General features: G+C 49.0%; 24 protein-coding genes and 1 pseudogene. 15 read left to right on the forward strand and 10 right to left on the reverse strand.

Going from position 1 to position 26,947, the window contains the following annotated elements; genetic code table 11:
• Window positions 1–22: 22 nt before the first annotated feature.
• Together M0R47_RS05870 and M0R47_RS05875 are read left to right on the forward strand one after the other, a co-directional pair.
• Window positions 23–1,219, forward strand: coding sequence for a TerD family protein (locus M0R47_RS05870; protein ID WP_292551690.1), 1,197 nt, complete (start codon window positions 23–25; stop codon window positions 1,217–1,219).
• 36 nt (window positions 1,220–1,255) lie between these two features.
• Entirely contained in the window at window positions 1,256–1,708 is a 453-nt protein-coding gene (locus M0R47_RS05875) for a tellurite resistance TerB family protein (protein WP_292551693.1), read from the forward strand.
• A 619-nt stretch (window positions 1,709–2,327) separates the two neighbouring features.
• Here the strand turns inward: M0R47_RS05875 and M0R47_RS21875 are convergent.
• The 6 genes and pseudogenes from M0R47_RS21875 to M0R47_RS05900 all read right to left on the reverse strand — a co-directional run bounded on the left by M0R47_RS21875 (window position 2,328) and on the right by M0R47_RS05900 (window position 10,699).
• Window positions 2,328–2,423, reverse strand: coding sequence for a DUF1317 family protein (locus M0R47_RS21875; RefSeq protein WP_366513171.1), 96 nt, complete (start codon window positions 2,421–2,423; stop codon window positions 2,328–2,330).
• A pseudogene (locus M0R47_RS21880) lies at window positions 2,410–3,111 on the reverse strand (alginate export family protein); the annotation flags it as partial. The gene M0R47_RS21875 and the pseudogene M0R47_RS21880, both read right to left, overlap by 14 nt.
• Window positions 3,112–3,145: 34 nt before the next feature.
• Window positions 3,146–4,981, reverse strand: a complete 1,836-nt coding sequence (locus M0R47_RS05885) for an ABC transporter ATP-binding protein (RefSeq protein WP_292551698.1) — start codon at window positions 4,979–4,981, stop codon at window positions 3,146–3,148.
• Between the two features lie 14 nt (window positions 4,982–4,995).
• Window positions 4,996–6,012, reverse strand: a complete 1,017-nt coding sequence (locus M0R47_RS05890) for an ABC transporter permease (protein ID WP_292551701.1) — start codon at window positions 6,010–6,012, stop codon at window positions 4,996–4,998.
• Between the two features lie 162 nt (window positions 6,013–6,174).
• Window positions 6,175–7,575 carry a CmpA/NrtA family ABC transporter substrate-binding protein gene (locus M0R47_RS05895; RefSeq protein ID WP_292551705.1) on the reverse strand — a complete coding sequence of 467 codons (1,401 nt, stop codon included), beginning with the start codon at window positions 7,573–7,575 and terminating at the stop codon, window positions 6,175–6,177.
• A gap of 865 nt (window positions 7,576–8,440) precedes the next feature.
• A complete protein-coding gene (locus tag M0R47_RS05900) occupies window positions 8,441–10,699 on the reverse strand; it encodes a methyl-accepting chemotaxis protein (protein ID WP_292551708.1) in 2,259 nt (752 codons plus the stop codon).
• Between the two features lie 717 nt (window positions 10,700–11,416).
• On the opposite strand from M0R47_RS05900, the gene M0R47_RS05905 reads away from it, so the two are divergent.
• Window positions 11,417–11,608 (forward strand): hypothetical protein, encoded by a 192-nt coding sequence (locus tag M0R47_RS05905; protein ID WP_292551710.1) that lies wholly within the window; start codon window positions 11,417–11,419, stop codon window positions 11,606–11,608.
• A 78-nt stretch (window positions 11,609–11,686) separates the two neighbouring features.
• Window positions 11,687–12,601 carry a GAF domain-containing protein gene (locus M0R47_RS05910; RefSeq protein ID WP_292551713.1) on the forward strand — a complete coding sequence of 305 codons (915 nt, stop codon included), beginning with the start codon at window positions 11,687–11,689 and terminating at the stop codon, window positions 12,599–12,601.
• A gap of 8 nt (window positions 12,602–12,609) precedes the next feature.
• Here the strand turns inward: M0R47_RS05910 and M0R47_RS05915 are convergent, their stop codons facing one another.
• On the reverse strand, window positions 12,610–12,999 hold the full coding sequence (locus M0R47_RS05915; protein WP_292551715.1) for a DUF2721 domain-containing protein: 390 nt from the start codon (window positions 12,997–12,999) through the stop codon (window positions 12,610–12,612).
• A 197-nt stretch (window positions 13,000–13,196) separates the two neighbouring features.
• Between M0R47_RS05915 and M0R47_RS05920 the strand changes: the two genes are divergently transcribed.
• Entirely contained in the window at window positions 13,197–13,439 is a 243-nt protein-coding gene (locus M0R47_RS05920) for a hypothetical protein (RefSeq protein WP_292551718.1), read from the forward strand.
• On the opposite strand, the gene M0R47_RS05925 is transcribed toward M0R47_RS05920, so the two are convergent.
• Window positions 13,407–14,642, reverse strand: a complete 1,236-nt coding sequence (locus M0R47_RS05925) for an EAL domain-containing protein (RefSeq protein WP_292551720.1) — start codon at window positions 14,640–14,642, stop codon at window positions 13,407–13,409. The genes M0R47_RS05920 and M0R47_RS05925 overlap by 33 nt on opposite strands.
• Before the next feature lie 493 nt (window positions 14,643–15,135).
• Between M0R47_RS05925 and M0R47_RS05930 the strand changes: the two genes are divergently transcribed.
• Window positions 15,136–16,041 (forward strand): hypothetical protein, encoded by a 906-nt coding sequence (locus tag M0R47_RS05930; protein WP_292551723.1) that lies wholly within the window; start codon window positions 15,136–15,138, stop codon window positions 16,039–16,041.
• A gap of 47 nt (window positions 16,042–16,088) precedes the next feature.
• On the opposite strand, the gene M0R47_RS05935 is transcribed toward M0R47_RS05930, so the two are convergent.
• Window positions 16,089–16,268, reverse strand: a complete 180-nt coding sequence (locus M0R47_RS05935; RefSeq protein ID WP_292551726.1) for a hypothetical protein — start codon at window positions 16,266–16,268, stop codon at window positions 16,089–16,091.
• A 543-nt stretch (window positions 16,269–16,811) separates the two neighbouring features.
• Here M0R47_RS05935 and M0R47_RS05940 point away from each other — a divergent pair.
• The 5 genes from M0R47_RS05940 (at window position 16,812) to M0R47_RS05960 (ending at window position 21,418) form a co-directional block, all read left to right on the forward strand.
• A complete protein-coding gene (locus M0R47_RS05940; RefSeq protein ID WP_292551728.1) occupies window positions 16,812–18,008 on the forward strand; it encodes a hypothetical protein in 1,197 nt (398 codons plus the stop codon).
• 105 nt (window positions 18,009–18,113) lie between these two features.
• On the forward strand, window positions 18,114–18,485 hold the full coding sequence (locus M0R47_RS05945) for a hypothetical protein (protein ID WP_292551731.1): 372 nt from the start codon (window positions 18,114–18,116) through the stop codon (window positions 18,483–18,485).
• Between the two features lie 24 nt (window positions 18,486–18,509).
• A complete protein-coding gene (locus tag M0R47_RS05950; RefSeq protein ID WP_292551735.1) occupies window positions 18,510–19,199 on the forward strand; it encodes a C39 family peptidase in 690 nt (229 codons plus the stop codon).
• Between the two features lie 18 nt (window positions 19,200–19,217).
• Entirely contained in the window at window positions 19,218–19,694 is a 477-nt protein-coding gene (locus M0R47_RS05955) for a hypothetical protein (RefSeq protein ID WP_292551738.1), read from the forward strand.
• A 398-nt stretch (window positions 19,695–20,092) separates the two neighbouring features.
• Window positions 20,093–21,418, forward strand: a complete 1,326-nt coding sequence (locus M0R47_RS05960; protein WP_292551740.1) for a transporter — start codon at window positions 20,093–20,095, stop codon at window positions 21,416–21,418.
• A 59-nt stretch (window positions 21,419–21,477) separates the two neighbouring features.
• Here M0R47_RS05960 and M0R47_RS05965 read toward each other — a convergent pair whose 3' ends face one another.
• Complete coding sequence (locus M0R47_RS05965; protein WP_292551743.1) at window positions 21,478–22,053, reverse strand: ANTAR domain-containing protein; 576 nt, start codon at window positions 22,051–22,053, stop codon at window positions 21,478–21,480.
• A gap of 333 nt (window positions 22,054–22,386) precedes the next feature.
• On the opposite strand from M0R47_RS05965, the gene nirB reads away from it, so the two are divergent.
• From nirB to M0R47_RS05985, 4 genes are all read left to right on the forward strand, one after another.
• Entirely contained in the window at window positions 22,387–24,924 is a 2,538-nt protein-coding gene (nirB, locus tag M0R47_RS05970; RefSeq protein WP_292551746.1) for a nitrite reductase large subunit NirB, read from the forward strand.
• Window positions 24,924–25,325 (forward strand): nitrite reductase small subunit NirD, encoded by a 402-nt coding sequence (gene nirD, locus M0R47_RS05975; RefSeq protein WP_292551749.1) that lies wholly within the window; start codon window positions 24,924–24,926, stop codon window positions 25,323–25,325. The genes nirB and nirD overlap by 1 nt, the downstream gene beginning before the upstream one ends.
• Window positions 25,322–26,242 (forward strand): PhzF family phenazine biosynthesis protein, encoded by a 921-nt coding sequence (locus M0R47_RS05980; RefSeq protein WP_292551752.1) that lies wholly within the window; start codon window positions 25,322–25,324, stop codon window positions 26,240–26,242. The genes nirD and M0R47_RS05980 overlap by 4 nt, the downstream gene beginning before the upstream one ends.
• Window positions 26,243–26,444: 202 nt before the next feature.
• Window positions 26,445–26,780, forward strand: coding sequence for a hypothetical protein (locus tag M0R47_RS05985; protein ID WP_292551755.1), 336 nt, complete (start codon window positions 26,445–26,447; stop codon window positions 26,778–26,780).
• The last annotated feature ends 167 nt before the right edge of the window (window positions 26,781–26,947 follow it).

Genomic DNA, 26,947 nt, shown 5'->3' on the forward strand with positions numbered 1-26,947 from the left:
AAAAATAAAAAAGGGGGAGATAATGAGTAACCGTATTGATTTGGTTGCAGGACAAAATTGTCCGTTACCGACGATGGCGCTTCATGTTTTAGTTAGCCACGGACAAAGAACGCCGGGTATTACTGTCGATTTCAGCGCTTTTTTGCTTAACAACCAGGGAAAGGTATCAACGGACGAGGATTTCATTTTTTTTAACCAACCGGCCCGAGCCGAACAAGGCGTTTTGCTTGAACCGGATCAGGATCGGTTTACGCTGCATCTTGATCGCACCGGCGCTGATATTCAGAAAATTGCCTTGGCAATGACTATTTTCGACGGGCATACAAAAGGGCAAAATTTCAGCCTGCTTAATAATGCTACCGTTTTGGTCAAGGACTTTTTGAGTGGTATCGAAATCGCCTGTTTCTGTCTCGACACGCAGCAAAACAAAGAATCGGCATTAATTGTCGGCGAGTTTTACCGGCATCAGGACAAATGGAAGTTTCGCGCAGTCGGGCAGGGTTTTATTGGCGGGCTACAGCCTTTAGCCGAGTTTTACGGTGTCGACGTCGGCGAAGGCGAAGCAAGACCGGCACCTCCTGTCGCCCCTGCTCCAGCACCGGCGGGAAAAGTTAATTTGAGCAAAATCACGTTGGACAAGAAAGGCCAATCCGTTTCGCTGGAAAAAAATACCGGCGAGTCCGGCGAAATATTGATCAACCTGAATTGGAACGCAAAACCTGTTAAATCGGTAGGATTGTTTCGCCAATCCTCATCTTCCGGCATCGACCTGGATTTGGCCTGTCTCTGGGAGTTTGAGCAGGGCGAGATTGGCGGAGTACAGGCGCTGGGCGGGCATTTCGGCAATATACACCAGTTCCCTTTTATTGAACTGGATCAGGACGACCGTAGCGGTAGTTCAGTGGGTGGCGAAACGCTGCGCATCAACACTAAACATTTGCATGAATTTCGGCGTATTTTGATTTATACCTTTATTTATGAAGGTGTCCCGAACTGGTCGCATGTCGATGCGGTTATTACTATTAAAAGCAAAAGTCAGCCGGATATAGAGATTCGTCTTGATAGTTACCGTGATGACCAGTTTCTGTGCGCCCTTGCGATGCTTGAGAATATTAACGGTCGGCTTCAGATCACCAAACTGATCGATTATTTTTCAGGCCATCAACAAATGGATCGCGCTTACGGCTGGGGGTTAAACTATGTCGCGGGCAGCAAATAAAAATTCACACAACAACATTTATACCAGGAGAACACAATGAGTTTCGATAATTTTCTAAGTCAGCTAAAAAGCAAAGCCAATGAGTTAAAAACAGAGGCTTTAAAGTTCAAGAACAAGGATTTTTTGAATGCCGCGATGGCAGGTTCCGCATTGATCACCATGGCTGACGGCAGCGTCAGTTCGGAAGAAAAACAAAAAATGGTTAGATTTATCGAAAGCAATGATGCGCTGTCGATTTTTACCACCAGCGATGTTATCAAGGCCTTTCAGGACTTTATAGGCCAGCTTGAATTCGATAAGGACATTGGCGAAGCCAAAGCTTATGAAGCGCTCGGCAAGATGAAATCCAATGCCCAGGCTTCGCGCCTGCTGGTTCGCATGATTATCGGCATTGCTTCTTCAGACGGCGTTTTTGATTTCGATGAAAAAAAGGTGGCTGTCAGAATAGCCAAAGAATTAGGGATTGATCCTGCTGAATTTGAACTGTAGGCGCCTGATACGTGGTAAAGCTTCGATGGGCGACCGGGTGCCCAACGAAGCTTTACTAATACCCGGTTTTTCACCAGCGACATGCCGCATTATTAAAAACTGATATTCGCCTGTACCCAGATTTTTTGGGTGTCCGTACTGAATTGATCCGCATCGTAATAGGCGTATTTGGCTAGCACCGAGTAATGCTTGCCGAATTTCTTGATGGCCGAAAAATCCCATTCCTTGCCGTAATGAAGCTGCCCGGTGTCATCGGTAAAATCATGGTAAACCCCGCTTAAAATGACGTTGCCGCGATCCAGCGTGGCGTGTACGGTGCCGAATACATCGCGAATACCGTTATTTGGCGTAACCAGGAATAAGTCCGCCCAGCCCTGAAAAGCATGGTTGGTGCCGAGCGGCGTATCGAAAGTCCTATTGAGCCCTTTGCCGTCAAGCTGTTCCATAGCGCCCTGGAAGGTGAAGTTGTAGGCGGTAAAACCCACCATCACATTGTAGCGGTTGGCTTGGTACTGTGCCGCCCCATGACCGTAATCTTCTTGATGACTCCATTCAGCGGTATAAACCAGGCCGTAGTTATCGCCTATCTTGTAAGTATCCCCCGGTTTTTGAAAATTGGTCATCCGCAAGCCGTAGGTTTGGCTGGATTTTTCATAATTTTCCCGCTCGGTATAATCCAGCCAATAGCCGTAGCCGACCAGATTGCCGTAATCACCGACTTTATAATTGACGTTCAGGATTGGCGCTTCGATGTTTTCGGTCGTGGAAGTAAAGGTTTGCACATTGCCGATATAACCTGCGTTAACGGTCAGGCCGTAGATTTGCTGATTGTTGTGGGTAACCAGCACCGAATCGAAGGTCGTTTCCATCTGCCGCCAGCCGACGTTGCCAATAAAGCGGTCGTCATCGAGCTTGATGCGTTGCCGACCGCCTTTAATCACGGTATCGGGGATGCCGGCATAGCTGATCCACAGTTGATTGAGTTCGCTTTTTTCCGGGTCGGCCACTGTTGAGTAAGCGGTCCTGTTGTTGCGTAAGCTGTTGAAGTCTTCCTGCATCGCCAGATTGCCCTCGTATTCGGCATAGCCTTGCAAGCCGTGAAATACCGGCGACAGCAAGCCTGCCCGCAAGCGGGCGGTATTAGCGTTGGCGGTTCTTTGCGGCCCCCGGTCCTGATCGACGTTTTCATAACGGTAGTTCAGGTCAACCTTGATTGCGCCGTTTTTACCGTAATGATAGAAATTGAGCGCGTCTTCGACTTGTTGAGTAATGTCGGCAAAGGCCGAGCCGCTCATCACCGAAAGTGCCAGCAGTGATGCTGAAGATATTTTTTTTTGCGGCATAAAGCCTCCTTTTGTATCTGATATGGGGTGTTGCGCGCCATCCATGAAAATTCTACGCATGGAATGTTTTCATGCTTGTCGTGGATTATTTGCGTTAATGCGTGTGGTCGCATTCGGTCAGAAAGCTCAAGATGCTCTCCCGGTATTTGTAATAATCCGGATGCTCCAGCAGGGCTTTGCGGCTGCGCGGCCGGGGCAGATCGATGGTTTCGATTTTGCCGATTTTGGCGTGCGGACCGTTGGTCATCATCACCACCCGGTCCGCCAGCAGGATGGCCTCATCGACATCATGAGTGACCACAATGGCCGTCACCTGAGTCCTTTCCCAGACTTCCATCAGCACTTCCTGTAATTCCCAGCGGGTCAACGAATCCAGCATGCCGAACGGTTCGTCCAGCAGCAGCAGTTTGGGCGACAAGGCAAAGGCGCGGGCAATGCCGACCCGTTGGCGCATGCCGTTGGACAGATCGGCGGCTTTTTTAAACAGTGAGTCGCTCAAACCGACGCGGGTCAGATAATATTCGGCGATGTCATTGCGCTCCGATTTGGCGGCATGGGGATAGACCTTATCAACGCCTAACATCACGTTTTCGAACGCGGTCAGCCACGGGAACAGGCTCGGCGACTGAAATACCACGCCGCGATCGGGTCCTGCGCCGTCAATCTCCTTGTTATCCAGGATAATGACGCCCTCGGACACGCTGTTCAGACCTGCGGTCATCGACAACACGGTGGATTTGCCGCAACCGGAATGGCCGATGATCGAGATGAACTCGCCTTTTTTCATTTTCAGGTCGAAGCCGTCCACGACCTTGACCGAGCCGTTGCCGTCGGGCGTCGGGTAGATTTTGGACAGCTGAGAAAACTCCAGGTAACGCGGGCGGACAACACCATTCGCCGTGGATTTTATCGCCAGGGATGGCGTGTATGCCGCAAGTCCGCCGGGAGCGGACGCGGCGATCACCAGGGATGGCGTGTATGCCGCGAGTCCGTCGGGAGCGGCGAAGACCGGATAGGCTCGATCGATGTCAGTGCTGGTATTGGGCTTGATTTTAGGCAGGACGATTTTATCAACGCCTGAATCCTTGTTCTTTTCGACGCCGATGTCCATCAAATAGCGGGTTATTTCGGCACGCAAGCGCTTAAACTCGACGTTATGATTTAACGCAGTCCGGTCTCTGGGACGGTCGATATTGATATGAAAATCAGGGCCGAAAGTCGCATCGGGGCCCGGATTAAGCGGGATAACCCGGTCCGCCATGTAGATGGCCTCATCGACATCGTTGGTGATCAGGATCACGGTTTTCTTTTCCTGCGCCCAGATTTGCAAAATCTCGTCCTGCAAATTGCCGCGCGTCAGCGCATCCAATGCGCTAAGCGGTTCGTCGAGCAGCAGGATGTCGGGACTGGCGGCCAAGGCGCGGGCGACATTGACCCGTTGGCGCATGCCGCCGGACAGTTCGGCGGGTTTTTTATCCATCGCCGCGCCGAGGTTGACCATCCGGACGTATTTTTCGGTATGCGCTTTGCGTTGCTCGGCGGGCCAGTGCTTGAAAATCTGATCGACCGCCAGCGCCACGTTTTCGAATACCGTCAGCCACGGCATCAAGGAATAGTTCTGGAATACCACGCCGCGATCCGGCCCCGGCGCGGTGATCGGTGCTCCCTGTTTCAGCACTTCGCCGCTATCGGCCTGGATCAGCCCGGCAATCGTTGAAACCAGCGTGGTTTTGCCGCTGCCGGAAAAGCCGACAATCGCAATGAATTCGCCTTCCTTAATGCTCAGGTTAATGTTGTTGAGGATGGAGATTGAGCCATAGCTTTTGCATACCCCCTTTAATTCAAGCAAAGGCAGTTGCGCGTCATTCGATGGCGCAAGCGGAGGGGTTGGGATGCGCTGATTCACAATATTAAGATTTACGACGGACATTTCAGGCTCCTTATTCAAAGCGCTCTACCGAAAGAGAACAGGTTTTGTAATGAGTGCATGATCCGGTCCAAGGCAAAGCCGATCAGCCCGATGGTAAAGACCGCGACCATGATTCTGCCCAGCGAGTTGGAACTGCCGTTCTGGAATTCATCCCAGACGAATTTGCCTAGTCCCGGATTTTGCGCCAGCATTTCCGCGGCGATCAGCACCATCCAGCCCACGCCCAGCGACAGCCGCATGCCGGTGAAAATATAAGGCAATGCGGACGGCAAAATGATTTTCTTGATTTGGGTGATCCAGTTAAGGCGCAGCACTTTGCCGACATTGATCAGGTCTTTGTCTATCGATGATACGCCGACCGCGGTGTTGATCAGCGTCGGCCACAGCGAACACAGCGTGACGGTAATTGCGGAGGTCAGGAACGATTTTTCAAACCAGGAATCGCTAGTCGTCACGTACATGGCGCTGACCACCAGCGTGACGATCGGCAGCCAGGCCAATGGTGATACCGGCTTGAAGATCTGTACCAGCGGGTTGATCGCGGTGTTGAAGACCGGGCTCATGCCGCAGAACAGGCCGAGCGGCACGGCGATTAATGTGGCAATCACAAAGCCTGCGAACACCGTGTACAGACTGGTGAAAATCTTGTCCAGATAAGTGGCTTGGCCGTTATAGGGGCGGGTTTTGGTTTCAGCGGCCGGATCTTCCGCAAGTTTTTGCTCGTTGCGGGTTTGCTGACGTTGGTAATACTGGGCTTCTTTGGCTCGTTCAGCGTAATGGTCGTCCAGCAATCCGGCGGCTTCATGCCACACCGCGACAGGGCCGGGAATGGCGCCCAGGCTGGTGTTGACCTTGGATGCGGAATAACTCCACAGCCCCAGGAAGACCATAAAGGCGAGTATCGGCACGCCCATGACCAGCCACAGCTGGCGGACTTGCAGCGAGGGGTTTTCTCCGGCAGCTATTTTTACCAGAGGGACGAACCAGGTGAGCCCGGTTATGTTTAAAAATTTTATCAATTGCTTGTGCATGGTCGGTACCTCTAAAAGCAGGTGAAAGGCAAAAGGTTAAAGGCAAAAAAGGCGCGTCCTTGCACCAAATCAACGTCCATTGTTTGTAGGCACTCACACGTTTTTTGGATTCATATCGTTCCCACGCCGGAGCGGTAGGGTACGCATCGCGTACCGTTCGAGTTACTCAACTACCTTGCCGCCGACTACTTTTTGCTTGCCCTTAAGGCCGATAGGAAACTTAGTCAGATAGTCATTGGGCTTGGTAGCATCGAACGCGATACCGTCGATAAAGTCAGCGCTGGGCGGCTTGATGCCGGTTTCGTTGTCGGCCGGAAAATCGCCGGCTTTTGCCTTACCTTCGGCAACCAAGGCCTTGGCCGCAGCCATATAAATGTCAGGCCGGTACACTTTTTTAGCGGTTTCCAGGTACCAGTCATCAGGTTTGTATTCGTTGATTTGTCCCCAGCGGCGCATTTGCGTCAGGCTCCAGACCGCATCGCTGTAATAAGGATACGAACCGTTGTGGCGGAAGAACACGTTGAAATCGGGCAGGTCGCGTTTGTCGCCTTTTTCATACTCGAACGTACCGTTCATGCTGTTGGCAAGCACTTCGTAGTCGGCGCCGACATATTGTTTTTGCGACAGCATTTCCACGCCTTCGTTGCGGTTCTTGTTGTTTTCCGCATCCAGCCACATCGAGGCGCGAATCAATGCCTTGATGACGGCCTTGTGGGTGTTCGGGTTCTTATCGGCCCATTCCTTGTTAACACCGAAGATTTTCTCGGCGCTGTTTTTCATCAGCTCGTAATCGCTGATGACCGGTACGCCGATGCCTTTGAATACGGCTTGCTGGTTCCACGGTTCGCCGACGCAGTAGCCGACAATCGTGCCCGAGTCCATTGTTGCAGGCATTTGCGGTGGCGGGGTGACCGACAGCATCGCTTCGGCGTCGATCTGGCCGGAGGTGTCCTCAGGCGGCGCGTAAAATCCGGGCTTGATGCCGCCGGCCGCCAGCCAATAGCGCAATTTCATATTGTGTGTGCCGACCGGAAAGGTCATCGCCATGTTGAAGGGTTTGCCGGCGCTTTTGTATTTTTCCAGCACCGGTTTTAGCGTGTCCGCTTTAACCGGATGTACTAGCTTGCCGTCTTTTACCGGAATCTGAGGCTTCATTTGCTTCCAGACATCGTTGGATACGGTAATCGCGTCGCCGTTTAAAGTCATGGTGAAGGCACTGACAATATCGGCTTTGGTACCGTAGCCGATGGCTGCGCCAAAGGGCAGGGTGGCCAGCATATGCGCGCCGTCCAGTTCGCCGCTGACAACGCGGTCCAACAAGACTTTCCAGTTGGCTTGCGCTTCAATTTGAACGGAAAGGCCTTCATCTTCGAAATAGCCTTTTTCCAGCGCAACCGCCAAAGGCGCCATATCGGTCAGTTTGATAAAGCCGAGTTTTAAATTGTCCTTTTCCAGTTTTTCAGCTGCGTAAGCACTGGCGGTAAAGGAAAAAGTTGATACCGCCGCCACAGCAATAAGTGCCGTAGCCAGCTTTTTAATCGCAAATCGTCCGGTTTGTTTCATATTGACCTCAGCAGGTTTGAAAAATCAGCAAAAAAAAGGCGTCACCCGGTTGAATACAGGTGCATTCAACCGGGGAGACGCCTTTGTCTGTTTGGGCTCGCCGTTGAACCCATATTTTTTAAAGTTCCATCGTCGGAACCTTTGTAATGGTTAAAGCAAGCGTTGTGCCAAAGATGGGAAATGATTATTTTGCGTATTTAAGTTAACAAAAATAAGCAGTTATGCTCGGTATTGGGTAGGGTAAGGTGGTTCGGGTTTCTGTCGGAGATGCATCAATTTTGTGCGTCCGGGTGTCTGTTTGCACCAACGATGAGAATTGATGTGTTAAAAAGTTTAAAAAACTCACCACGAAGGCACGAACGACTGTACGGATGCAGGAGGTACGACTCCACGGATGGAGGAGGTAGAGCAATGCAGGGAGCAATTGCCGAGAGCACCAACAGTAGGCGCTTTACGACTGCAGGGATGCAGGAGGTAGAGCAACGCAGGGAGCGGTTGCCGAGGCGCAGCTTCCGCTCCAGCTCACGCTAAGTACCTACATAATCCACAGGGATGTGGTGAATGCAGATATTGCAGGAGCAAATATCTGTCCATGTAGGCAACGCAGGAGCAATTGCCGAGAACACGAAGAAATATAAAGCTCCGTGTTCTCGGCAACTGCTCCTGCGTTGCTCTACCTCCTGCATCCATGCAGTCGTTCGTGTCTTCGTGGTGAATTAAAGATCTTTGCATTCAGCTAGCGTAGGGTGCGCCGTGCGCGCCAGAGGGGACTTTTTTCGTGTCTTTCGTGCTTTTCGTGGACCTTATTATCTTTTATGGATCAGCGCGGAGTAGGCGCGCGGCACGCCCTACGCTTGAATAACGATTAAAACTCTTCCCAATCATCATTGCCGACAAGCTGTAGCTGTAATTTTTGTCTGGCCGGCAGTTGTTTAGCGGCAGCTGTTCTGGCGGGAGGAGTTTTCTTCGGTACGGATTTTAGGTGAAGGGAGCTGCCCGCATTACGCGGGATAACGTCCACTTTAAAACCGTCTACCGTGCCCGACAGGTTGTGCGCCTGTTCTTCCAGCGATTCCGCTGCCGCTGCGGCTTGTTCCACTAAGGCGGCGTTTTGTTGGGTTACGTCGTCCATTTGGGCGATGGCCTGATTGATCTGCTCGATGCCGGAACTTTGTTCGGCGGAGGCCGCGGTGATTTCGGCCATCATGTCGGTAACGCCGCGGATGGAGTTGACGATTTCTTCCATGGTTAACCCTGCCTGGGTAACCAGCTGACTGCCTCCTGAGACTTTATCCAGGGAATCATTAATCAAGTCTTTAATTTCTCCGGCAGCCGTCGCGGCGCGTTGGGCAAGATTGCGCACTTCCACAGCCACCACGGCAAAGCCCCGACCTTGATCGCCTGCTCGGGCAGCTTCCACGGCGGCATTGAGGGCAAGAATATTGGTCTGGAAAGCGATATCGTCGATCACCGAGATGATGTTGCCGATTTTGTGTGAAGATTCGTTGATGTCCTTCATCGTTATTACGACTTGATCGACCGCTTCAACGCCTTTGCCCGCTATGTTTGAAGCATCAACGGCAAGCTGGTTGGCATGATGGGCGTTGGCGGCATTATGCTGCACGGCGGAAGTCAACTCTTCCATGCTGGCTGCGGTTTGCTCCAAGCTTGCGGCTTGCTCCTCGGTACGTTGCGACAAATTATTGTTGCCTGCGGCGATTTCCTGGGCCGCCGTGTTAATGGTATCGGTGGAGTCCTTGATGTCTTCTACCAAGTCTTTGAGGTTTTCTACAATGCTGTTCATCCCGGCAATCACTTCACCAAAAGTGCCGGGATAGTCTTTGTCGATGGTTTGGGTCAGGTCGCCTTGAGCCAGTGCATTAGCGACATGCAATACGTCGTTGAAGCCAACATCGCAGGTTTCAATCAGGTTATTGAAATGAGTCAAAATCCCTTTGAACATAAACTCGAATCTATCCGCATCGCTACGCTTTGAGAAATCGCCTTTAGCACCGGCTTCTACGAGCATTTTGATTTCGTTGTTAACGTCAAGGAAGGTCTTTTTGGCATTGTCCATGATCTTGGTAATGGCGATTGTCTCACCGGGCAGAATATCCATGTCCATGGAAAAGTCGCCTTTGGCATACTGGTTGACGATACTGATCAGTCTTCTATTGATAGCGATGCGCGATTGAATCAATTCATTAACTTCATGCGCCATCTTGCCAAAGGTGCCGGAGAATTTTGAAGCGTCGAGCTGCTCTTTGACCCAGCCTTCGGCATGCTTTTTCGCCATCACGTTCAGGTCGGCAACGAAGGCGTTAATAGAGTCCTGCATGGCTTTCATGGCGCGCAATAGATCCCCGATCTCATCCTTTTGATGAATATCAATGTTGGAGTTCAGGTCGCCCACGGCAATGGCTCCCGCCACCTGTTGAACGGTTTTGAGCGAGCGCAAAATGCCGCGACTGATCAGTACCATCAGTACGATAACCGCCAAGATGCTGCATACGAAAATGCCGACTAAGACGATTTTGTACCCGTGTCTTGTCGCGCGTGCCTGCGCCTCATCTTTTACAGTGCGAGCTGCCGTAAGCTTTACCACCTCATTAATAGCGGCACGATGCTGTTCATAAGCGTGGCGCATTTGCATAAGACCGGCCTGTGAGCCGGCTCGGTCGCCCGCCTGGATATTCGGCAGGAACCGTTGGTTGGCTTCATTGTAAAAGGTTTGCGCCGCCCGGTAAGAACGCTCAAGCAAAGAAACATGAAGATCCTGCTCCAAAGACTGGCCTAACCAATAACTATGGCGGGACTCGTATTCCGTTTTCAGCTCATGAAAACGCGTCACTAATGCGTTGATTTCAGCAGGGTCTGCGGCTTGGGTCAGTTGCAGCGCGACCAGATAGGATTCGATGATGTATTCAGGCGGAGGCAATACATCGGCAATAATATCCTTGCCTTGGATAATACGTTGATAAATTGAGCCATCAAGATTAACGGTATTCATGGCCTTGAATGTTGCGAAACCGAACAGCGAAAAACCGATGACCAAGGTGCTCAAAATTATCGTAAAACGCATTTTGATAGTTAATTGCCCGGAATTTTTCATGTTGTTTAGCATGATACCCACCTATTTTAATTTTATGATTGGGAATGTTAAGTAGTAAATATTTCTATATCCGGTGCAGAGAGTAATTTGCCTGAGCAGGTAACCCGGTTATCGATATCGACTTGCCGGGTTAAAGCTTCATAACCAAGGGTATTTCCGCTCGCAATGACCTGGAAATAAGGGAGTGGTTTTCTTCTTGATTCATATAGCAGTGTTTAATTAAGGCGCTCAACCGTAAAAAAAATAACGTGTTTTTGCCGTTTCACCGATTGCGATAGTTAGTTCCTCAAGTTCGGATTAATTCGTTGACAGATTTTTCTGATCCTAAAGATAAGGCAAAAAAAAACGCCTCCAAACGGGATGCTCGATGCATTCAGTCCGGATAGACGCCTTTGTCAACAGGGTTCGCCGTTGAACCCAAGATTTTTGGTGCTCCGCTATTGGAGTCCCTATAGTGACGGCGAGCAATCGTTATGCCAAAACTGATATTTGGGTTTGATTGTAATCCTTGTTTAATAAATACAAGTAGTTATTAGTTGTCTTTTATGTAACGAGGGTGGGTAGTTTTTGAAAACAACGCATCGAATGTGTGCGATTTTTTCTGTGTGCCGCACCAATTGAGTTCTTTTGATATGCAAGCGAGGGGAGGGTATACATCAAGCGGAGGCCTACAGGGGCAGATGTTTGCTCCTGCATCATTCGACTACATGCCATTCATGGCGTTATGCAATGTCTGCATTGACCTCCATGGAGGGAGGAAATGCCGCAAGATTGCAGGGAGCAATCGCGGCTGACTGCCAGGGATGGTGGAAATGCCGCAAGATTGCCTGGAGCAATCGCGGCCACCCTATCTCTGTGGATGATGTAGGTAAGATGCAGAAGATGCACAGTCATCCGGGCCGTCTCTACAATCAGGCATAAATCCTGCTTTAGATTGGACAGTTATAATTAATCCTCAGGTATCCCGGTTATGTCTGAAACAAGCCCTCTGTATTTAATATGAAAACGTTTATCAAGGTAGCCGAAATTTGGATACCGACAAAAGATCGCATCCGCCTGGAGTTTGGTGCCGGTTTGTACGGCTCCTTAAATGAGTTTCGGAGCGCCAGTGAAAAAGAATCTTTTGCTTATGACGAGGGCTTGCCCGGCAAAGCATGGGCCGCAGGCCATCCGCTGGTATTAACCGAATTCGACCATTCTTATTTCAAGCGGACAAAATCAGCCAAAAAAGCCGGTTTGACCTGCGGGATTGCCATACCCGTTTTTTCAGGCGAGTTTTTAATGGCCGTAGTGGTTTTTTTGTGCGGGGACGATCAGCATCATGCGGGCGCTATAGAGCTGTGGAGCAATTTGCAAAACAGTGACGAGCTGGCTGTGATGGACGGGTATTATGGGACGCTGGATGATTTTGAAGCGATATCCAGGGCTATGAAATTCACCAAGGGCGCCGGTTTGCCGGGACTGGTATGGGAATCGGGCATGCCTGTGCTGATTGAGGATATGGGCCAATCACCTGCCTTTGTCAGGAGTGCGGATGCTAAAAAAGCCGGGATAACGACAGTGTTGGGCATTCCCGTTTCGGCGGTTGCAAGTCAGGTTTATACCATGACCTTTCTGTCGGCTAAAGCCACGCCGATTGCCCAACGGCTACAGATCTGGGTGCCGGATGAAAGCGGTCAGTGTCTGGTATGCCAGTCAGGATACAGCAGGCAAAATGACGAATTAGCGGAAATCTTTGAAACCATGTCAGTTCGCAAAGGCGAGGGATTATTGGGCCGGGTATGGCTGACTGGAGTGCCTGTTATCAGGGATAACTCAAGTTGCACTCTTGCGGAAGGCGGGCTGAATTCCATGCTGGCCGTGCCTGTGATAGACGACGGGCATTTTAAGGCGGTGGTTGCGTTTCTATTTTAACGGCTTGGCTATTTTTCCATGTCTTCCAGCTCGATATTGAGCGCTCGGGTTGAAAGCAAAAGCTCACTTACCGAAGCCAACAGCGATAGCACGATAAAGGCCATGCTGAAGCCGAAAGTAATGTTGCCGTAATATTGTTGTCCGAAAAAGATCAGCCCCATGGCGAGTATGCAGCAGATAATCCCAACCACCGCCAGCACCTGCATCGCCACAATGAAGCGGATACGGAGCCTCAGGCTGGCGATCTGTTTTTTTGCGGCCGGGCTTTGGGTTTTGGTTAACAGGTTATGCTGCTCCCTAATCCGGTTGGCAATTGCCAGAAAACGGTTGGAATAGGCTAAAAACAGAACTGAAATGGCCGGAAATAACAGGGCAGGGGTGGTGATGGTGATGTCCATGGCTCTTAAGGTTTATTAATTAATGCGCGGCAAAACAAAATTTTACTGCTTTATTATTCACTGATGTTACGCATTCAGTCGAATTTAAGGCGTCGCTAACGCGACAGTTTATTTGAGTCGGGTTTGTCGCACCCGAGGGAGAGATACTTTTCGCTACGAAAACCCTCCCTGGTTTTCGCCCTGTGCGGGCCAGCCTTATGTCTGTTCAAATTCGCTCCAGGCGAATTTGTGCTCCGACCCGGCAAAAGCTCCGGCGCTCGGCGCGGCAAACGGAAGAAGTACATCTTGTGCGTAACATCCGCCTGGGCGACCAGCCGGCTGCCGCCGGAGACCTTGTCCCAAAGACTGGTTCAGCTAATAACGGCGACGGAACTCGTAGTCCGCTTTCAGCGCTTGAGAGTGAGACATCATGGCCATTCGGCGGCAATGTCGATCAATAAAATACGCTCGTCGTCCAGTCTAAGGGAGAAGGTTTTGCATAGCATATCGGTATTAAAATCCCTATAACGTTCAGACGTTACAATCCGGTAGCTGTCCTTTGCCGACTCAAGCGCCAGCAATTGGTAGAAATAAGGCCGCCATGCCCAGTTAAAGCCAAGCTGCTTGGGGTCTTCGAACCATTTTGAGGCTGCAAAATTAAAGTTGGATGAGATTTGGTCGCCAGCGTTATTGCATAAATAAAACCTCAGCACGCCGCTTTCTTCAAACGGGTGCGCTGATAATTTATTGAGGTTGAAGTCGGTTTCCAGGGCTTTTCTCAGCAACTCGATCAAGCTCTTGACCTTGGCGATAAACTGAATTTTGTGCTCTTCGGTGGCTAAGGTCTTTTTCAGGAAAATTTTTCTAAGTGAGGTGATTTGTTTTTGATAATGCAGCGGCTCTTTAAACTCCGCGGTGGCGGGCGAAAACAGATAGCCCTGCATATATTGAGCGCCGCAGCTTAAGCCGAAATGAAAGTCCTCGGCGGTTTCAACGCCCTCGCAAACAATACGGCAACCGGTGCGTTTCGCCAGATGGGATACTAAATGCACTATATCGCTGGCTATGCCGCCTTTGACCGCATCCTGGAATAGCCGCATATCCAGTTTGATGATGTCGGGCTGTATGGCCATGACTCTTTCCAGCTGGGAAAAGCCTGCGCCGAAGTCATCAATCGCTACCTTCAAGCCGTGCTTGCGATACACGGCGGCAGTGGCAACGAGTTTATCCAGATCACCTTTTGATTCGGTTATTTCAATAATGATGCGATTTTTGTCGACATTAAATTCGTCCAGCATCAGCAGGGTGGGTAGCGAATTAAAGTCGGAGAGCTGGTCGATCCAGGCAGCCGAGATATTGATGGTTAAATAACCGTTGAAATTTGATTGGCTAAATTGCTCCAGCGCTAACCGCCGAACCATGCGGTCCCAAGCTATCAGTTGCTCGGCGGTAATATCCGGCGAGGAAAATAAGCCGCCTGCCGAAATAACCCGGCCATTTGCATCGTGTTGCCGGGCTAATGCCTCATAACCGATGATAGAGCCGCTGGCAGCGCCGATAATAGGCTGGAAATAAGGAAATAATTTTTTTTGTTGATACATATCGACATGAGTTGTTTTAGGGGTTCGCCATTGAACCCGCAGCACTCCAATATTGGAATTCATGTTATCTAAAGCAAGCGATGTGCCAAAATTGCCTGGTGCGGGATGCAAACTTTATCCGCCTGATTTAAACGGTCGCAGCTGGTATGGGCTGTGGCTTGGCGAGTGGTGCAGGCAGATCGGGTGCGCTAAGTTGGTGCGCAATTTCATGGTATCGCACCAGTTTGGTTTTATCGCGGTGTCCCTCAAGTCACAGTGATAATTTTTAAATTTGCGGAAAGAGCGACAGCGAACATATTATTGAAGCGCTATGGATTATTATTGCCGCGACAGTGCTGTCGGCATCGGCAGGGTTTTATGGTTATTGGGCAGCAAAGTAGAAGGAGTGCTGGCGAATAATTGTGACAAGCACAAATCAGATTGATAGACGGCAATAATAACGTCATCAAGACAACGTATAATCTTTTAGTCCGGTCATTAACTGATACTGCGCACCAGGCATGAAATCATGGGTTCATGATTGAGCCTTAAACACAACAAATTATGGATTGACATTATGGCAACAAAATATACCCCTTTAAAAGATCACGATACCCCCATCAAGGTACTGTTTACCGGCTATCTGTGTACGGTTGGCATAGGCTATCTTTTCGCATTAATCCAGATATTGTTTACCCATGGCATGGCGGACGGCAAATTCGGCCTGTCTGTTGAGGACATCGTTTACAGCTATTACGGTAACCGTTCAGGCACGGTCCTGGAGCAGAAACTGAATGGTTCGATGAAGGATAAGGCGCCGGAGCAGGAGCGTTTCAAGATCATGGAATGGGTTAGGGAGGGTGCGCTGATTGAAGATTACAGGGATGACGGTATCGACAAGATAATCGAGAGCCGCTGCGTGATGTGCCATAACGAAAGCGCCTCCGGCATACCGGACTTTACCAAGTTTGAGCAGCTAAAAATCTTAACGGCACAGGATACGGGTGCTACCTTCAGCTCATTAATCCGCGTTTCGCATATTCATTTGTTCGGGATCAGTTTTATTTTCATGTTCGTAGGGCTCATTTTCAGCTTTGCGGAGACTCCGACCATGCAATATAAGTGTATCGCTATCGGCATGCCCTATGTGTTCCTGATCGCCGATATATTGTCATGGTGGCTGACTAAAATTCATCCGACGTTTGCGTGGCTGGTTATTCTTGCCGGTATGGGCATGGCTGTTTCATTCGCGTTCATGTGGGTGACCGCTCTGTTGGAAATGTGGTTTTTTAAACCCGTCTTCGTTGATGGCGTAGGCTCACGTTATTTACAGTGGCGCGACAGCTCGGAAACCTCAGTTGCCGATAGAGTATGGTTTTACACCAAGGTGCTTGCGGAGCAAGTTAAACGGGCCGCCTATTTTGCAAAAGAGCAATGGCTGGCACGCGGCTGGCCTGTTATTAAAGACTTGTTAAAGAAATAGAGGGGATCGCGGGCTTGTAGCGGCGCAGCCCGTATATTCTTTCTAAATTACTGGATTTCATCGCGTTCACATTCAGGCTTGGAACCATGCGCAAAATAACTTGAGCAAGCTGCCAATAAGCGGGAGTGCAGGCTTTGCCTGCCAGCGCAAGCGCCAAAAGCAGGTGCTTGAGGCAAAGCATGCACTCCAGTTAAAAATTTATCCGCGAGTTGTTCAAATTGTTTCATGCTCATTCCTTAGCCTGATCAATCCATGACCGCGTCTTTTTTACCGTGACGATAGAAACAGGCGCGTCTTCCATTGCCGAATTTCCGGCAACATGTCCTCTAATAATTCTTGCCAGCTCAAAAATCCCGTTATCGAAAGGCCCATAAGCAAAACGGTTCAGGCGAGAAAAGATTAATGTAGGGAATTTGTTGAAACGTTAGATATTTCGTTGAGCTATGCGCGGCTCAATTAACGCCGGCGGTTGTATTACTGCGATTTAAATTGACATTGGTATGGAAGGAATATCGATACTGTGCTCTGTCCTTATTGAGATTAGCAAAGCTTGGATTTTTACTAGCACGTAATAATACTTATAGAAATAATTTTGATTGTTTTTTGATATCGGCTCTATGGAATTTTAAGGACCAGCTCGGGATACTGTTATTGCGATGGCCGTGTTAGCTCATCGAAGTGGAGGGATAGGCGGTCATTGTATCCTCGTCAGATATTTTATTTAGCCACATCTGATTATATTTTTTAATATATTCTATGGAGTAATGACAATGAAACAATTCAATAAAAAAATATTAACTGCAAGTATTATTCTTGCATTGGGCTCCGTTTCTAGTGCATGGGCGGCAGATATCACTAATACAGATAGCTTTAATACTAAAGACTTTACTAAAGACATTACTAAAACCAGTACCGACGATAGCTATAACACTAAAGACATTACCAAAACCAGTACCGACGACAGCTATAACACTAAAGACATTACCAAAACCAGCACCGACGATAGCTATAACACTAAAGACATTACTAAAACCACCTTCGATACCAGTTTAGACGACAGCTTCAACACTAAAGACATTACTAAAACCAGTACCGACGATAGCTATAACACTAAAGACATCACCAAAACCAGCACCGACGATAGCTATAACACTAAAGACATTACTAAAACCGTAGACAGCTATAACACTAAAGATATTACTAAAACCAGTACTGAAACCGAAACCAATACCGACAACAGTGTTGCCGATAGCTATAACACTAAAGATATTACTAAAACCAGTACCGAAACTAATACCGATAACAGCGTAGATGACAGCTTTAATACCAGCACTAAAGCCGTTACTAAAACCAGTACTGATAATTCTGACCATAGTTCCGCTTCTGCAAACGATGCAGCAGCCAACAATAACAGCACCGCTTACTCAGATCGTTCCGACAATTCTGACAACAGCTACGCTACTGCGGACGATGCGGCAGCCAATAACGGCAGCACCGCTACCTCAGACCGCTCTGACAACAGCTATGCCAGTGCAACTGCCCAAGGTTCTGCCGCAGCTAATAACGGCAGCACTGCAACGGCAACTACCGACAATAGCGCTGCATTTGCAAACGGAACCGGATCGGCAGCGGCTAATGGCGGCGGCGATGCAACTACCCCCGACAACTCTTTCCATGATTACAGCGTACTAGCAGCGGAAGGAGATGGTTCTGCGGTATCCAGAAACGGCAATGCTACTGCCGAATATAAGGTGAATAATTCAACCTTGGATGGCTATGTAACAGGCGCAACAGTCAGCTACTCTACTGGCGATTATGCGGATCATAATAAATTTGTAGCCAAGAACACATTGGAAAATGCTTTCAACGGCAGCGCAGGTATTAACCAAAGCGTTCAAAACACTGCCTCTAATGCTCTGGCTCAACAACAAGTGTCTTTCCAAGGCAACGTCAATGTTAATCAGTAGCTCCTTAAGCTTTCATCAGTTAATCAGCTGATGATTCATGCTGGTGAGCGAGCAATCGCTCGCCGGCTTCTAGCTGCATATCACCAAATATGTAAAGAGGGCGCTATGAAAACAACTATAAAAGCTTTAGAAGGCAGCCTTTTAGTCTTGCTTGTCGTTATTTTGCACAGTCAGGAAGTAAAAGCCGAGGCTCTTCAAGATCAGAGCGAGCTACTTTTTTCTTCGACCCAAACAGCGATGTCAGATGAACTGGATAATGAGCGGGGCCGGGAAGGCGTGGATATGACAACCCTGAATAATATGAATGTGCGGGCTACGCTAAGCGGCAACCAGGCAAACAATACCGTCAACGGTTACAACATCATCGATCACGGCGCATTTGCTCAGGCCAGCGGCATTAACAGTGTCATTCAAAACACTGGGAACAATGTCGTTATTCAGGATGCAACGATCGTCAACGTAACAATCATGCCGTAATAATTTGATCCGGTGAAGCGCGACATGAAACGATTTTTTGTTAAATACATTCTGCTGATGCTGCCCGTTTGTAGCCATGCCGGTTCATTGAACTTTAACGGCATAGCGGGCGCCGGTAACTATGACGTTCCGGTAACGACTTTTGCGGAGCGACGCTTCAAAACCATCTACAAACAACAGTACGATTTCAGTTGCGGCTCGGCAGCTTTGGCCAGCTTGCTGACCTATCACTATGACGATACGGTAGACGAGCAAAGCGTATTTACCGATATGTATAAAAACGGCGATCAGCAAAAGATCCAAAAACAGGGATTTTCGTTGCTGGATATAAAACTTTACCTCGAAAGACGCGGCTATCGATCCGATGGTTTCAAAATCAACCTGGATCAATTGCTTAACGCCAAGGCGCCGGCACTCACCATTATCAATAACAACGGTTACCTGCATTTTATAATTATTAAAGGCGTCAACAGCGAGGAAGTTTTGGTGGGGGATCCCGCATTAGGCGTAAAAGTAATGCCTCGCGATGAATTTGAAGCAATGTGGGGGAATCGCATTTTATTTTTAATACACGGCAAAAAAGATATAGCGGCGAAACATTTTCAAGATCAGCAAGAATGGGCGCTTCGGGTCAAGGCACCATTAGGATCTGCGGTCGACCGAGCCAGCTTGGGCCAATTCAACATGTTGCAACCCGGACGTTGGGATTTTTAACTAAGCGGAGTGTTTAATGTGAAAGCATATAAATCTAGCATCTACCGGACATTCGTGATGGCGGGACTCTGGATAACCGTTTTGGTCGGTCCGGGCGTATACGCGGATGAAATCGCAGGCATTACCGATCAACCATCCGACAGCTGGAGCCGCGCATCAGACAGTGAGTTGGACCAGCTAAGAGGCGGTTTTGCGCTTGCAAATGGAGTGAACATCGATTTTAGCCTTGAGAGACTGACTACTTTGAATGGCACAGTTGTTTCTTCCACATCTTTTCGATTGCCAGACGATGCTTTCTTGTTTCAGAACGGAGGCTTGAATCAAGCTCCGGTCATGACAGGGTCGGCCTTGAATTCAGTTATACAGAATAATATGGATAATCAGGTTATTAAAAATATGACGGATATTAATATAGCGGTTAGTAACTTGAAAAATATGGATTTAAACAGCAGAGGCATGGTCTTTAATAACCTTATCCTGCCCAATGCGCGTTAATTACAGGGAATCCATTGCAGCCTTGGGTTGTTGAAAAAAACTCACCTTAAACCTTTCCGTTTATAGCCTTGCATTATTCTCATACCCTGCCTAATTGAATTGCCACGTCTTTCTGAACACGGGTTCGGCCATTCATTATCTGTCAGCAAGATAAGTGTTTATACCAATTGTCGCCATCGGCATAATAATTTATAAAGTTAACGGATCGACTATTTGGTTGCGCATGTCTTTTTAGCGAGAGATTTTACTTATTCATAAGGTTAATTTAATAAAACGTATTTAATGTAATTAAGGAATAATTATCTTCTATTAATTGCCGAATCTAATTTCAATCCTAAATGACAATGTAGGGGATTTAATCGCTATTAATCTAATATATAAAAAATGGAAATAATAATATGAAGATGAAATTTTGGCATCGGAAATTTCTTCTGCTTGGGTTTATTAATGGGTTTATTTATATTTGTTGTGTTTTTTTTATAAACAACTGTTATGCAGAAACAGGCAAGCAAAATGATTCTTCGGCACAATATAAAAAACTGATTGCTGAACAGCAAAAAGAATTCCAGATACAACGACAAATTATTGCTGAACAGGGAAAGCAACTGGAGGAGCTGAAAGCGCGTCTTGATACTTTAATGAATCAAACACCAGTCACTAAGCAAGCGCCAGTCAAGCAAGCAGCCAATAAACCTCAAATCGTTGCGGCAAAAGATAACAACCAGCCGCCGTCATTGCCTAATAAGCTCCCGTCCAAGCCTGTAGGTCAAGCGCCCCCAAGCGCCACGGAAAAGCCAAGGCCACCGGAAATACCACGATTAAGCGAAACCGTAGGGGGGGTGTTAACCAAAAAAGGCAATATCGTTTTTGAGCCGTCAATGTACTATGCCTATACCAGTAATAACCGGGTATTTCTTGATGCGTTTACCTTCCTTCCGGCTATTGCCATCGGCCTTATCGATATGCGGGAAGTTAAACGGCACAGCTTTATCGGCACGTTAGGCGCCCGTTATGGCGTAACGGATCGGTTAGAACTGGAGTTCAGGCTTCCTTATGTTTACCGTGATGATACTCAGCGTTCCCGGCCGGTTAGTATTGGGGCGGGAATTGACGAAACTTTCAATGCCACCGGAAGCGATATCGGCGACCTTGAATTTGCCGGTCGCTATCAGCTTAACAGCGGAGCCAATGGCTGGCCGATTATTGTCGGCAATGTCATCGCAACGGCGCCGACGGGGAAAAGCCCTTTTGACATCGAATATGTACTGGCTCAAGGTGTCCCTGGCGCGACATTTCCCACCGAATTGCCGACAGGATCAGGATACTTCAGTTTCCAGCCCAGCCTTACAGCGCTTTACCCAACTGATCCGGCGGTCTTTTTCGGTAACCTCAGCTATAGCTACAATGCGGAAACCAGCACCAAAAACGGCGACATTGATCCGGGAGACACGCTGGGATTAAGCTTTGGCCTCGGTTTCGGCGTTAATGAGAAGTCATCGTTCAGCTTGGGGTACTCACATAAACATGTTCTGGATTCTGAGATTAATGGCGTAGAAATTCCGGGAAGCACACTGGATATCGGGCAGCTTTTGGTTGGCTATTCTTTCAAATATTCCCCAAGGACTACTTTCAACTTATCGTTAGGCATTGGCACTACGACAGATTCGCAAGATGTTACGCTTAATTTCAGGGTGCCGATGACTTTCGGTTTGTTCGACGGCTAAGGCTTTTGCCACGAAGTCTCAGCCCTTCGTGGTATTTTTTTCAGATTCCATAGCATCAGCTACTTAAGCAATTCAGCCATGGCGATAATATTTTTCGCCATTTCACCGATGGCGATATTCCGGTCCATCGCCAGTTTTCTCAGGGTGTGATAAGCGTCGTCTTCGGTAAAGCCTCGGGTCTTGATTAAAATGCCTTTGGCCCGGTCAATCAGCTTTCTGTCTTCAAGCCTGGATTTCGTTTTTTCCAATTCATTTGCAAGCCGTTGCTGCTCTTTAAATCTTGCCACGGCAATATTGATGATGCTGCTGATACGACTGGCTTCCAAACCGTTGACAACATAGGCGCTGACTCCGGCTTTAACGGATTGTTCAATGGTGTCGGGCGTATCGTCAGCTGCAAAAATAATGATGGGGAGTGGCTGGTTTCGGTTAAGGGAATGAATATACGAAAAATATTTTTTGGGACTAGCAATATTAAAAATAACAATATCCGTTTTATGGCCCATCGCTAAGGATGGCTGGTTGGGTTCGGATATTGCAGCGGGTGTGACGGAATAGCCTTGAACGACCAGCAGCTGCTCTAATAACTGATCCGTAGTTTCATCTTCAATAAGTAATATATTTAAAATATTCATGCTTAAATAATTAGCACAAACTACGCCAGTTGTTGCAAGTGCTTGAATTAACCGCCTAAGCCGTCAATTAAATAAAGTTTTATTGATTTCCACCGTTGTGTTGAATCATGGGGATAGGTCTCGATACGATAATATGCTTACGGTTCGTGAGGCAATTAAATTATCGCCGCACTTATAATGGGCATTAATTATTTATATGCACCATCTTGATTCATTGGAATGCTTTATTTTCAGATTGATTATTCAATAAGTAATTAAAATCACCGGCTTGCTTTTTGTGGCACAGGCATTGCTCTGTAACTCCAGACAAGAACATTGTTATCGGGGTTGTATATGAGCATAAAACAAACGTTAGTCGTTATTGGCAATGGCATGGTCGGACAGTCTTTTCTGGCGAGCCTGGTCGAAAGCGCCGTTAAAGAGCAATATCAAATCATTACCTTTTGTGAAGAACCCAGAGTGGCCTATGACCGGGTGCATTTATCGGCATTTTTTACCGGCACAACGGCGCAGGAGCTGTCCTTGGTCGAAGACGGCTTTTTTGAACGGCACGGCATTACCATTCATATAGGCGATAAAGCCGCAAGCATCGATAGAGCGGGTAAAACCGTCACTTCGGCAAAAGGACTGACAATACCTTACGACAAGTTGGTACTGGCGACCGGTTCTTATCCGTTCGTGCCGCCCGTGCCAGGGCATGATAGGGCGCAATGTCTGGTTTACCGCACGATTGAAGATCTCGAAGCCATTGCCGCCGCAGCCGAAACAGGCAAGGTCGGCACCGTGGTCGGCGGCGGCTTGTTAGGCCTGGAGGCGGCCAAAGCATTAATGGATTTAGGCTTGGAAACCCATGTCGTTGAGTTCGCGCCGCGCTTGATGGCGGTGCAACTTGATGACGCGGGCGGCGCAATGCTGCGGCGCAAGATCGAGAATCTGGGCGTGACCGTGCATACCGGCAAGAACACCAGCATCATTACCGACGGCGAGCGGTGCATCAACAAAATGTGTTTTGCCGACGGTGAAGAATTGGAAACCGACATCGTGCTATTTTCGGCCGGGATTCGTCCTCGCGACGATCTCGCCAGAGCTTGTGGCTTGGAAGTCGGCCAGCGCGGCGGCATCGTCATCGATAACCAATGCCGCACCTCCGATGACAGCATTTATGCGATCGGCGAATGCGCGTTGTGGAACGGCATGATTTACGGGCTGGTTGCTCCCGGTTACGCAATGGCGCGCACCGTGGTAGCCGATTTGGCCGATGATGAGGCCAGCTTTACCGGTGCGGATATGAGCACCAAGCTAAAACTGATGGGAGTCGATGTGGCCAGTATCGGCGACGCCCATGCCAAAACCCAGGGCGCGATGGTTTACAGCTATCAAAACGGTGACAGCGAAATCTATAAACGCCTGGTCGTCAGCCAGGACAAAAAACAATTGCTGGGCGCGGTGCTGGTCGGCGATGCGTCGGGTTACGGTACCTTATTGCAATATTGCCTGAACGGTATTGAACTACCGGAAAATCCCGATGCCTTGATTTTGCCGAACCGTTCCGATGCCTCAGTCGGCTTGGGACCGGATGCGTTGCCCGCTTCGGCGCAAATTTGCTCCTGCCATAACGTGACCAAAGGAGCGGTTTGTTCGGCGATTGAAGGGGGTTGCATGACGATGGGCGCCTTAAAATCTCAAACCAAAGCCGCAACCGGTTGCGGCGGCTGTTCGGCCTTGCTTAATTCGATTTTGGATTCGGAATTGGCAAAGCGGGGTTTTGAAGTCAATACCGATCTTTGCGAACATTTTGCCTACACCCGGCAGGATTTGTTCAACCTGATCCGGGTTGAGCAGATCAAAACTTTTGCCGACTTACTGCACAAACACGGGCAGGGCAAAGGCTGCGAAATCTGCAAACCCACCGTTGCCAATATCTTGGCCTCGCAATGGAACGAGCATGTTCTGGAAAAAGCTCATTTGGGGCTGCAAGACACTAACGACACCTTTTTAGCCAATATGCAAAAAGATGGCACGTATTCGGTGGTGCCGCGCATTCCCGGCGGCGAAATCAGCCCCGACATGTTGATTGCGATAGGGCAGGTCGGTAAAAAATACCAGCTCTACACCAAAATCACCGGCGGCCAGCGCGTGGACTTATTTGGTGCGCGAGTCGAGCAATTGCCGCAGATCTGGAAAGAACTGATAGCTGCCGGATTTGAATCAGGCCACGCTTACGGCAAATCCCTGCGCACCGTTAAATCCTGCGTCGGCAGCACCTGGTGCCGTTACGGCGTCGATGACAGCGTCGGTCTGGCGATAGAGCTGGAAAACCGCTACAAGGGTTTGCGTTCGCCGCATAAAATCAAATTTGCAGTGTCCGGCTGCACCCGCGAATGCGCCGAAGCGCAAGGCAAGGATGTCGGCATTATCGCTACCGAAAACGGCTGGAATTTGTATGTCTGCGGCAACGGCGGCATGAAACCGCGCCATGCGGATTTATTCGCCACCGGTCTGGACAAAGAAACCCTGATTAAATACATCGACCGCTTCTTGAGTTTTTATGTACGCACCGCAGGCCGCTTGCAACGCACCTCGGTATGGATGGAGAACATGGAAGGCGGGTTGGATTACTTAAAATCAGTCATCATTGAAGACAAGTTGGGGCTGTGCGATCAGCTGGAGCAGCAAATGCGCTATGTGGTCGACACCTATCAATGCGAATGGAAGACAGCGATTGAAGATGAAGCCAAGCTCAAACGTTTCAGGTCCTTTATCAACAGTGACCAGCCCGATGACAACGTAGTCTTTGTTGAAGAACGCGGCCAGATAAGGCCCGCCAGAGACAGCGAGCGAAAACATTTTAAACTGATGGAGATAGCGTAATGGCTAAGTGGGTAGAGGTTTGCAGTGTTGATGACTTACAGCCGGATTCGGGCGTATGCGCCTTGGTTGATGGCGAGCAAGTGGCGATCTTTTGCATTCAGGAACACGGCGGCGAATCCATCGGCGCAACGCCAACCGATCCGCGCGCCGCAAAAGTCTACGCGGTCGGCAATTACGACCCGATCGGCAACGCCAATGTCTTATCGCGCGGATTGATCGGTGATATTCGCAAACAGCCGGTCGTCGCTTCGCCTTTATATAAACAGCACTTTAACCTGCAAACCGGCGTTTGCCTGGAAGATGAAACCGTGAAAATACCCGTGTATGGAGTTCGCATTGAGGACGGCAGCGTTCAAGTCAAGCTTTCGTCAATGCCGCATAGCGGGGTGCAAGCGTTATGAAATATAACTATTACATCGCCGACGTCTTTACCAAGCAGATTTTCAGCGGCGCGCAAATAGCCGTTTTCCCGAATGCCGAAGGCTTAAGCCAACAGCACATGCAGCTGGTGGCCAGGGAGTTAAACCTCTCGGAAACGGTGTTTGTATTTCATCGGGATAAACAAACCGCAAACCGTAGGATGCGGATTTTTTCGCCGCTCAGCGAAATCGATTTTGCCGGACACCCGATTATCGCCACTGCTTTTGTGTTGGCAAGTTGCGGCGATATTGAACTGAATGACTCGATTACGCCGATGGTTTTTGAGCAAAACACCGGCCCGGTTAACGTTAATATTACCGCAGAAGACGGCCAACCCAGTTTCGTGCAGTTCACCCGCAAGACAACTTCCATCATTGACCGCTTTACGCCCAGCGATGAGGAATTGGCGAGTTTTCTGGGCATACAGCAGTCGGAACTCGACCATAAAAAATATGCCACGCGCTTGGTGTCTTGCGGCGTTCCGTATCTGATCGTCCCGGTTTGGCGCTACGAAAGCGTAAGAGCCGCAAAATTCAATTACGCGGCCTGGAGCCAATCGAGCGCCCCGCAAACCGCCGCCCAGGAAATCCTGCTGTTCGCCCCGAAAACGCCGTTTGCGGATACCGATTTTAACGCCCGCCTGCTCGGATCGCGTATCGGCATGCACGAAGACCCGCCGGTCGGCAATGCCATGCCGGCGTTTGCGTCGTACCTGTGCTCATTCGATTTCATGCAAAAAGGCACCTATACCTTTGCCGTAGATCGCGGCGATGAACGCAATCGCCGCAGTGTGTTGAATCTGGAAATGGATCATAAAGGTAGCGACACCCTGACTATTCGGGTCGGCGGGGCGGCGGTGATGGTGGCTGAAGGGGTTATGAATATTCCTGAGGGATAACTCGACTGAACGCGGATACAGTTGTAAGTTGGATTAGAGAATTTTAGAGGTGCATTTTTAGTTGGCGTAAAGAGGCGGCTATCAATAGCCCGATGTATATAGTACCCTGTCTAACGGATCGCAGGAGTTGCGTTATACGCCTGTTATTGAAAATTAATATACACCTAAAAAGGTGTCTACTTTACGTTAGACGGTGCCCCGTATGACATCAGCTCTTCGCTATGACGACTTGGACATGAATCGCGTGGATGGCATCCTCGACGAGAAGGGGGAGCTACTTATTTCACTTCCGCCTAATCATGCCTCAGCACTTATTTCGTTTATCGAGACCGTTCAGGTAGCTCAGAGTTGGTCGAAAAATCACACACCTTTTCTTGCGCGTCTTGTGCCTTTGGCGAAAGGCCTGCTCGTTACGCTACGGATCACCATCATGCATTCGCGCCTCTTTGATTTAGGGCGAGTGGTTGTTCTTAATTCGGCATCCCAGACTTGGGAGAAACTTCCCGATGGTCATGTCTTATTCAGGTTTGTGCGATGAAGACAAAACCGTCTAACATGGCGCTCAACCGGAGCGCGGTTATAATGCGGTTTTGTTTTTTCAGCTTTCCGGGTCGCGCCCGGTTAGCTCTACGTTAGGGCTTATCCCAGATGGCATTTTGTGCTCAAAAATATTTGCCTGTTGGTTTTGGGTTGTTATCAACCATT

The sequence above is a fragment of the Methylobacter sp. genome, from assembly GCF_023227905.1.
Classification (GTDB): Bacteria; Pseudomonadota; Gammaproteobacteria; order Methylococcales; family Methylomonadaceae; genus Methylobacter_A.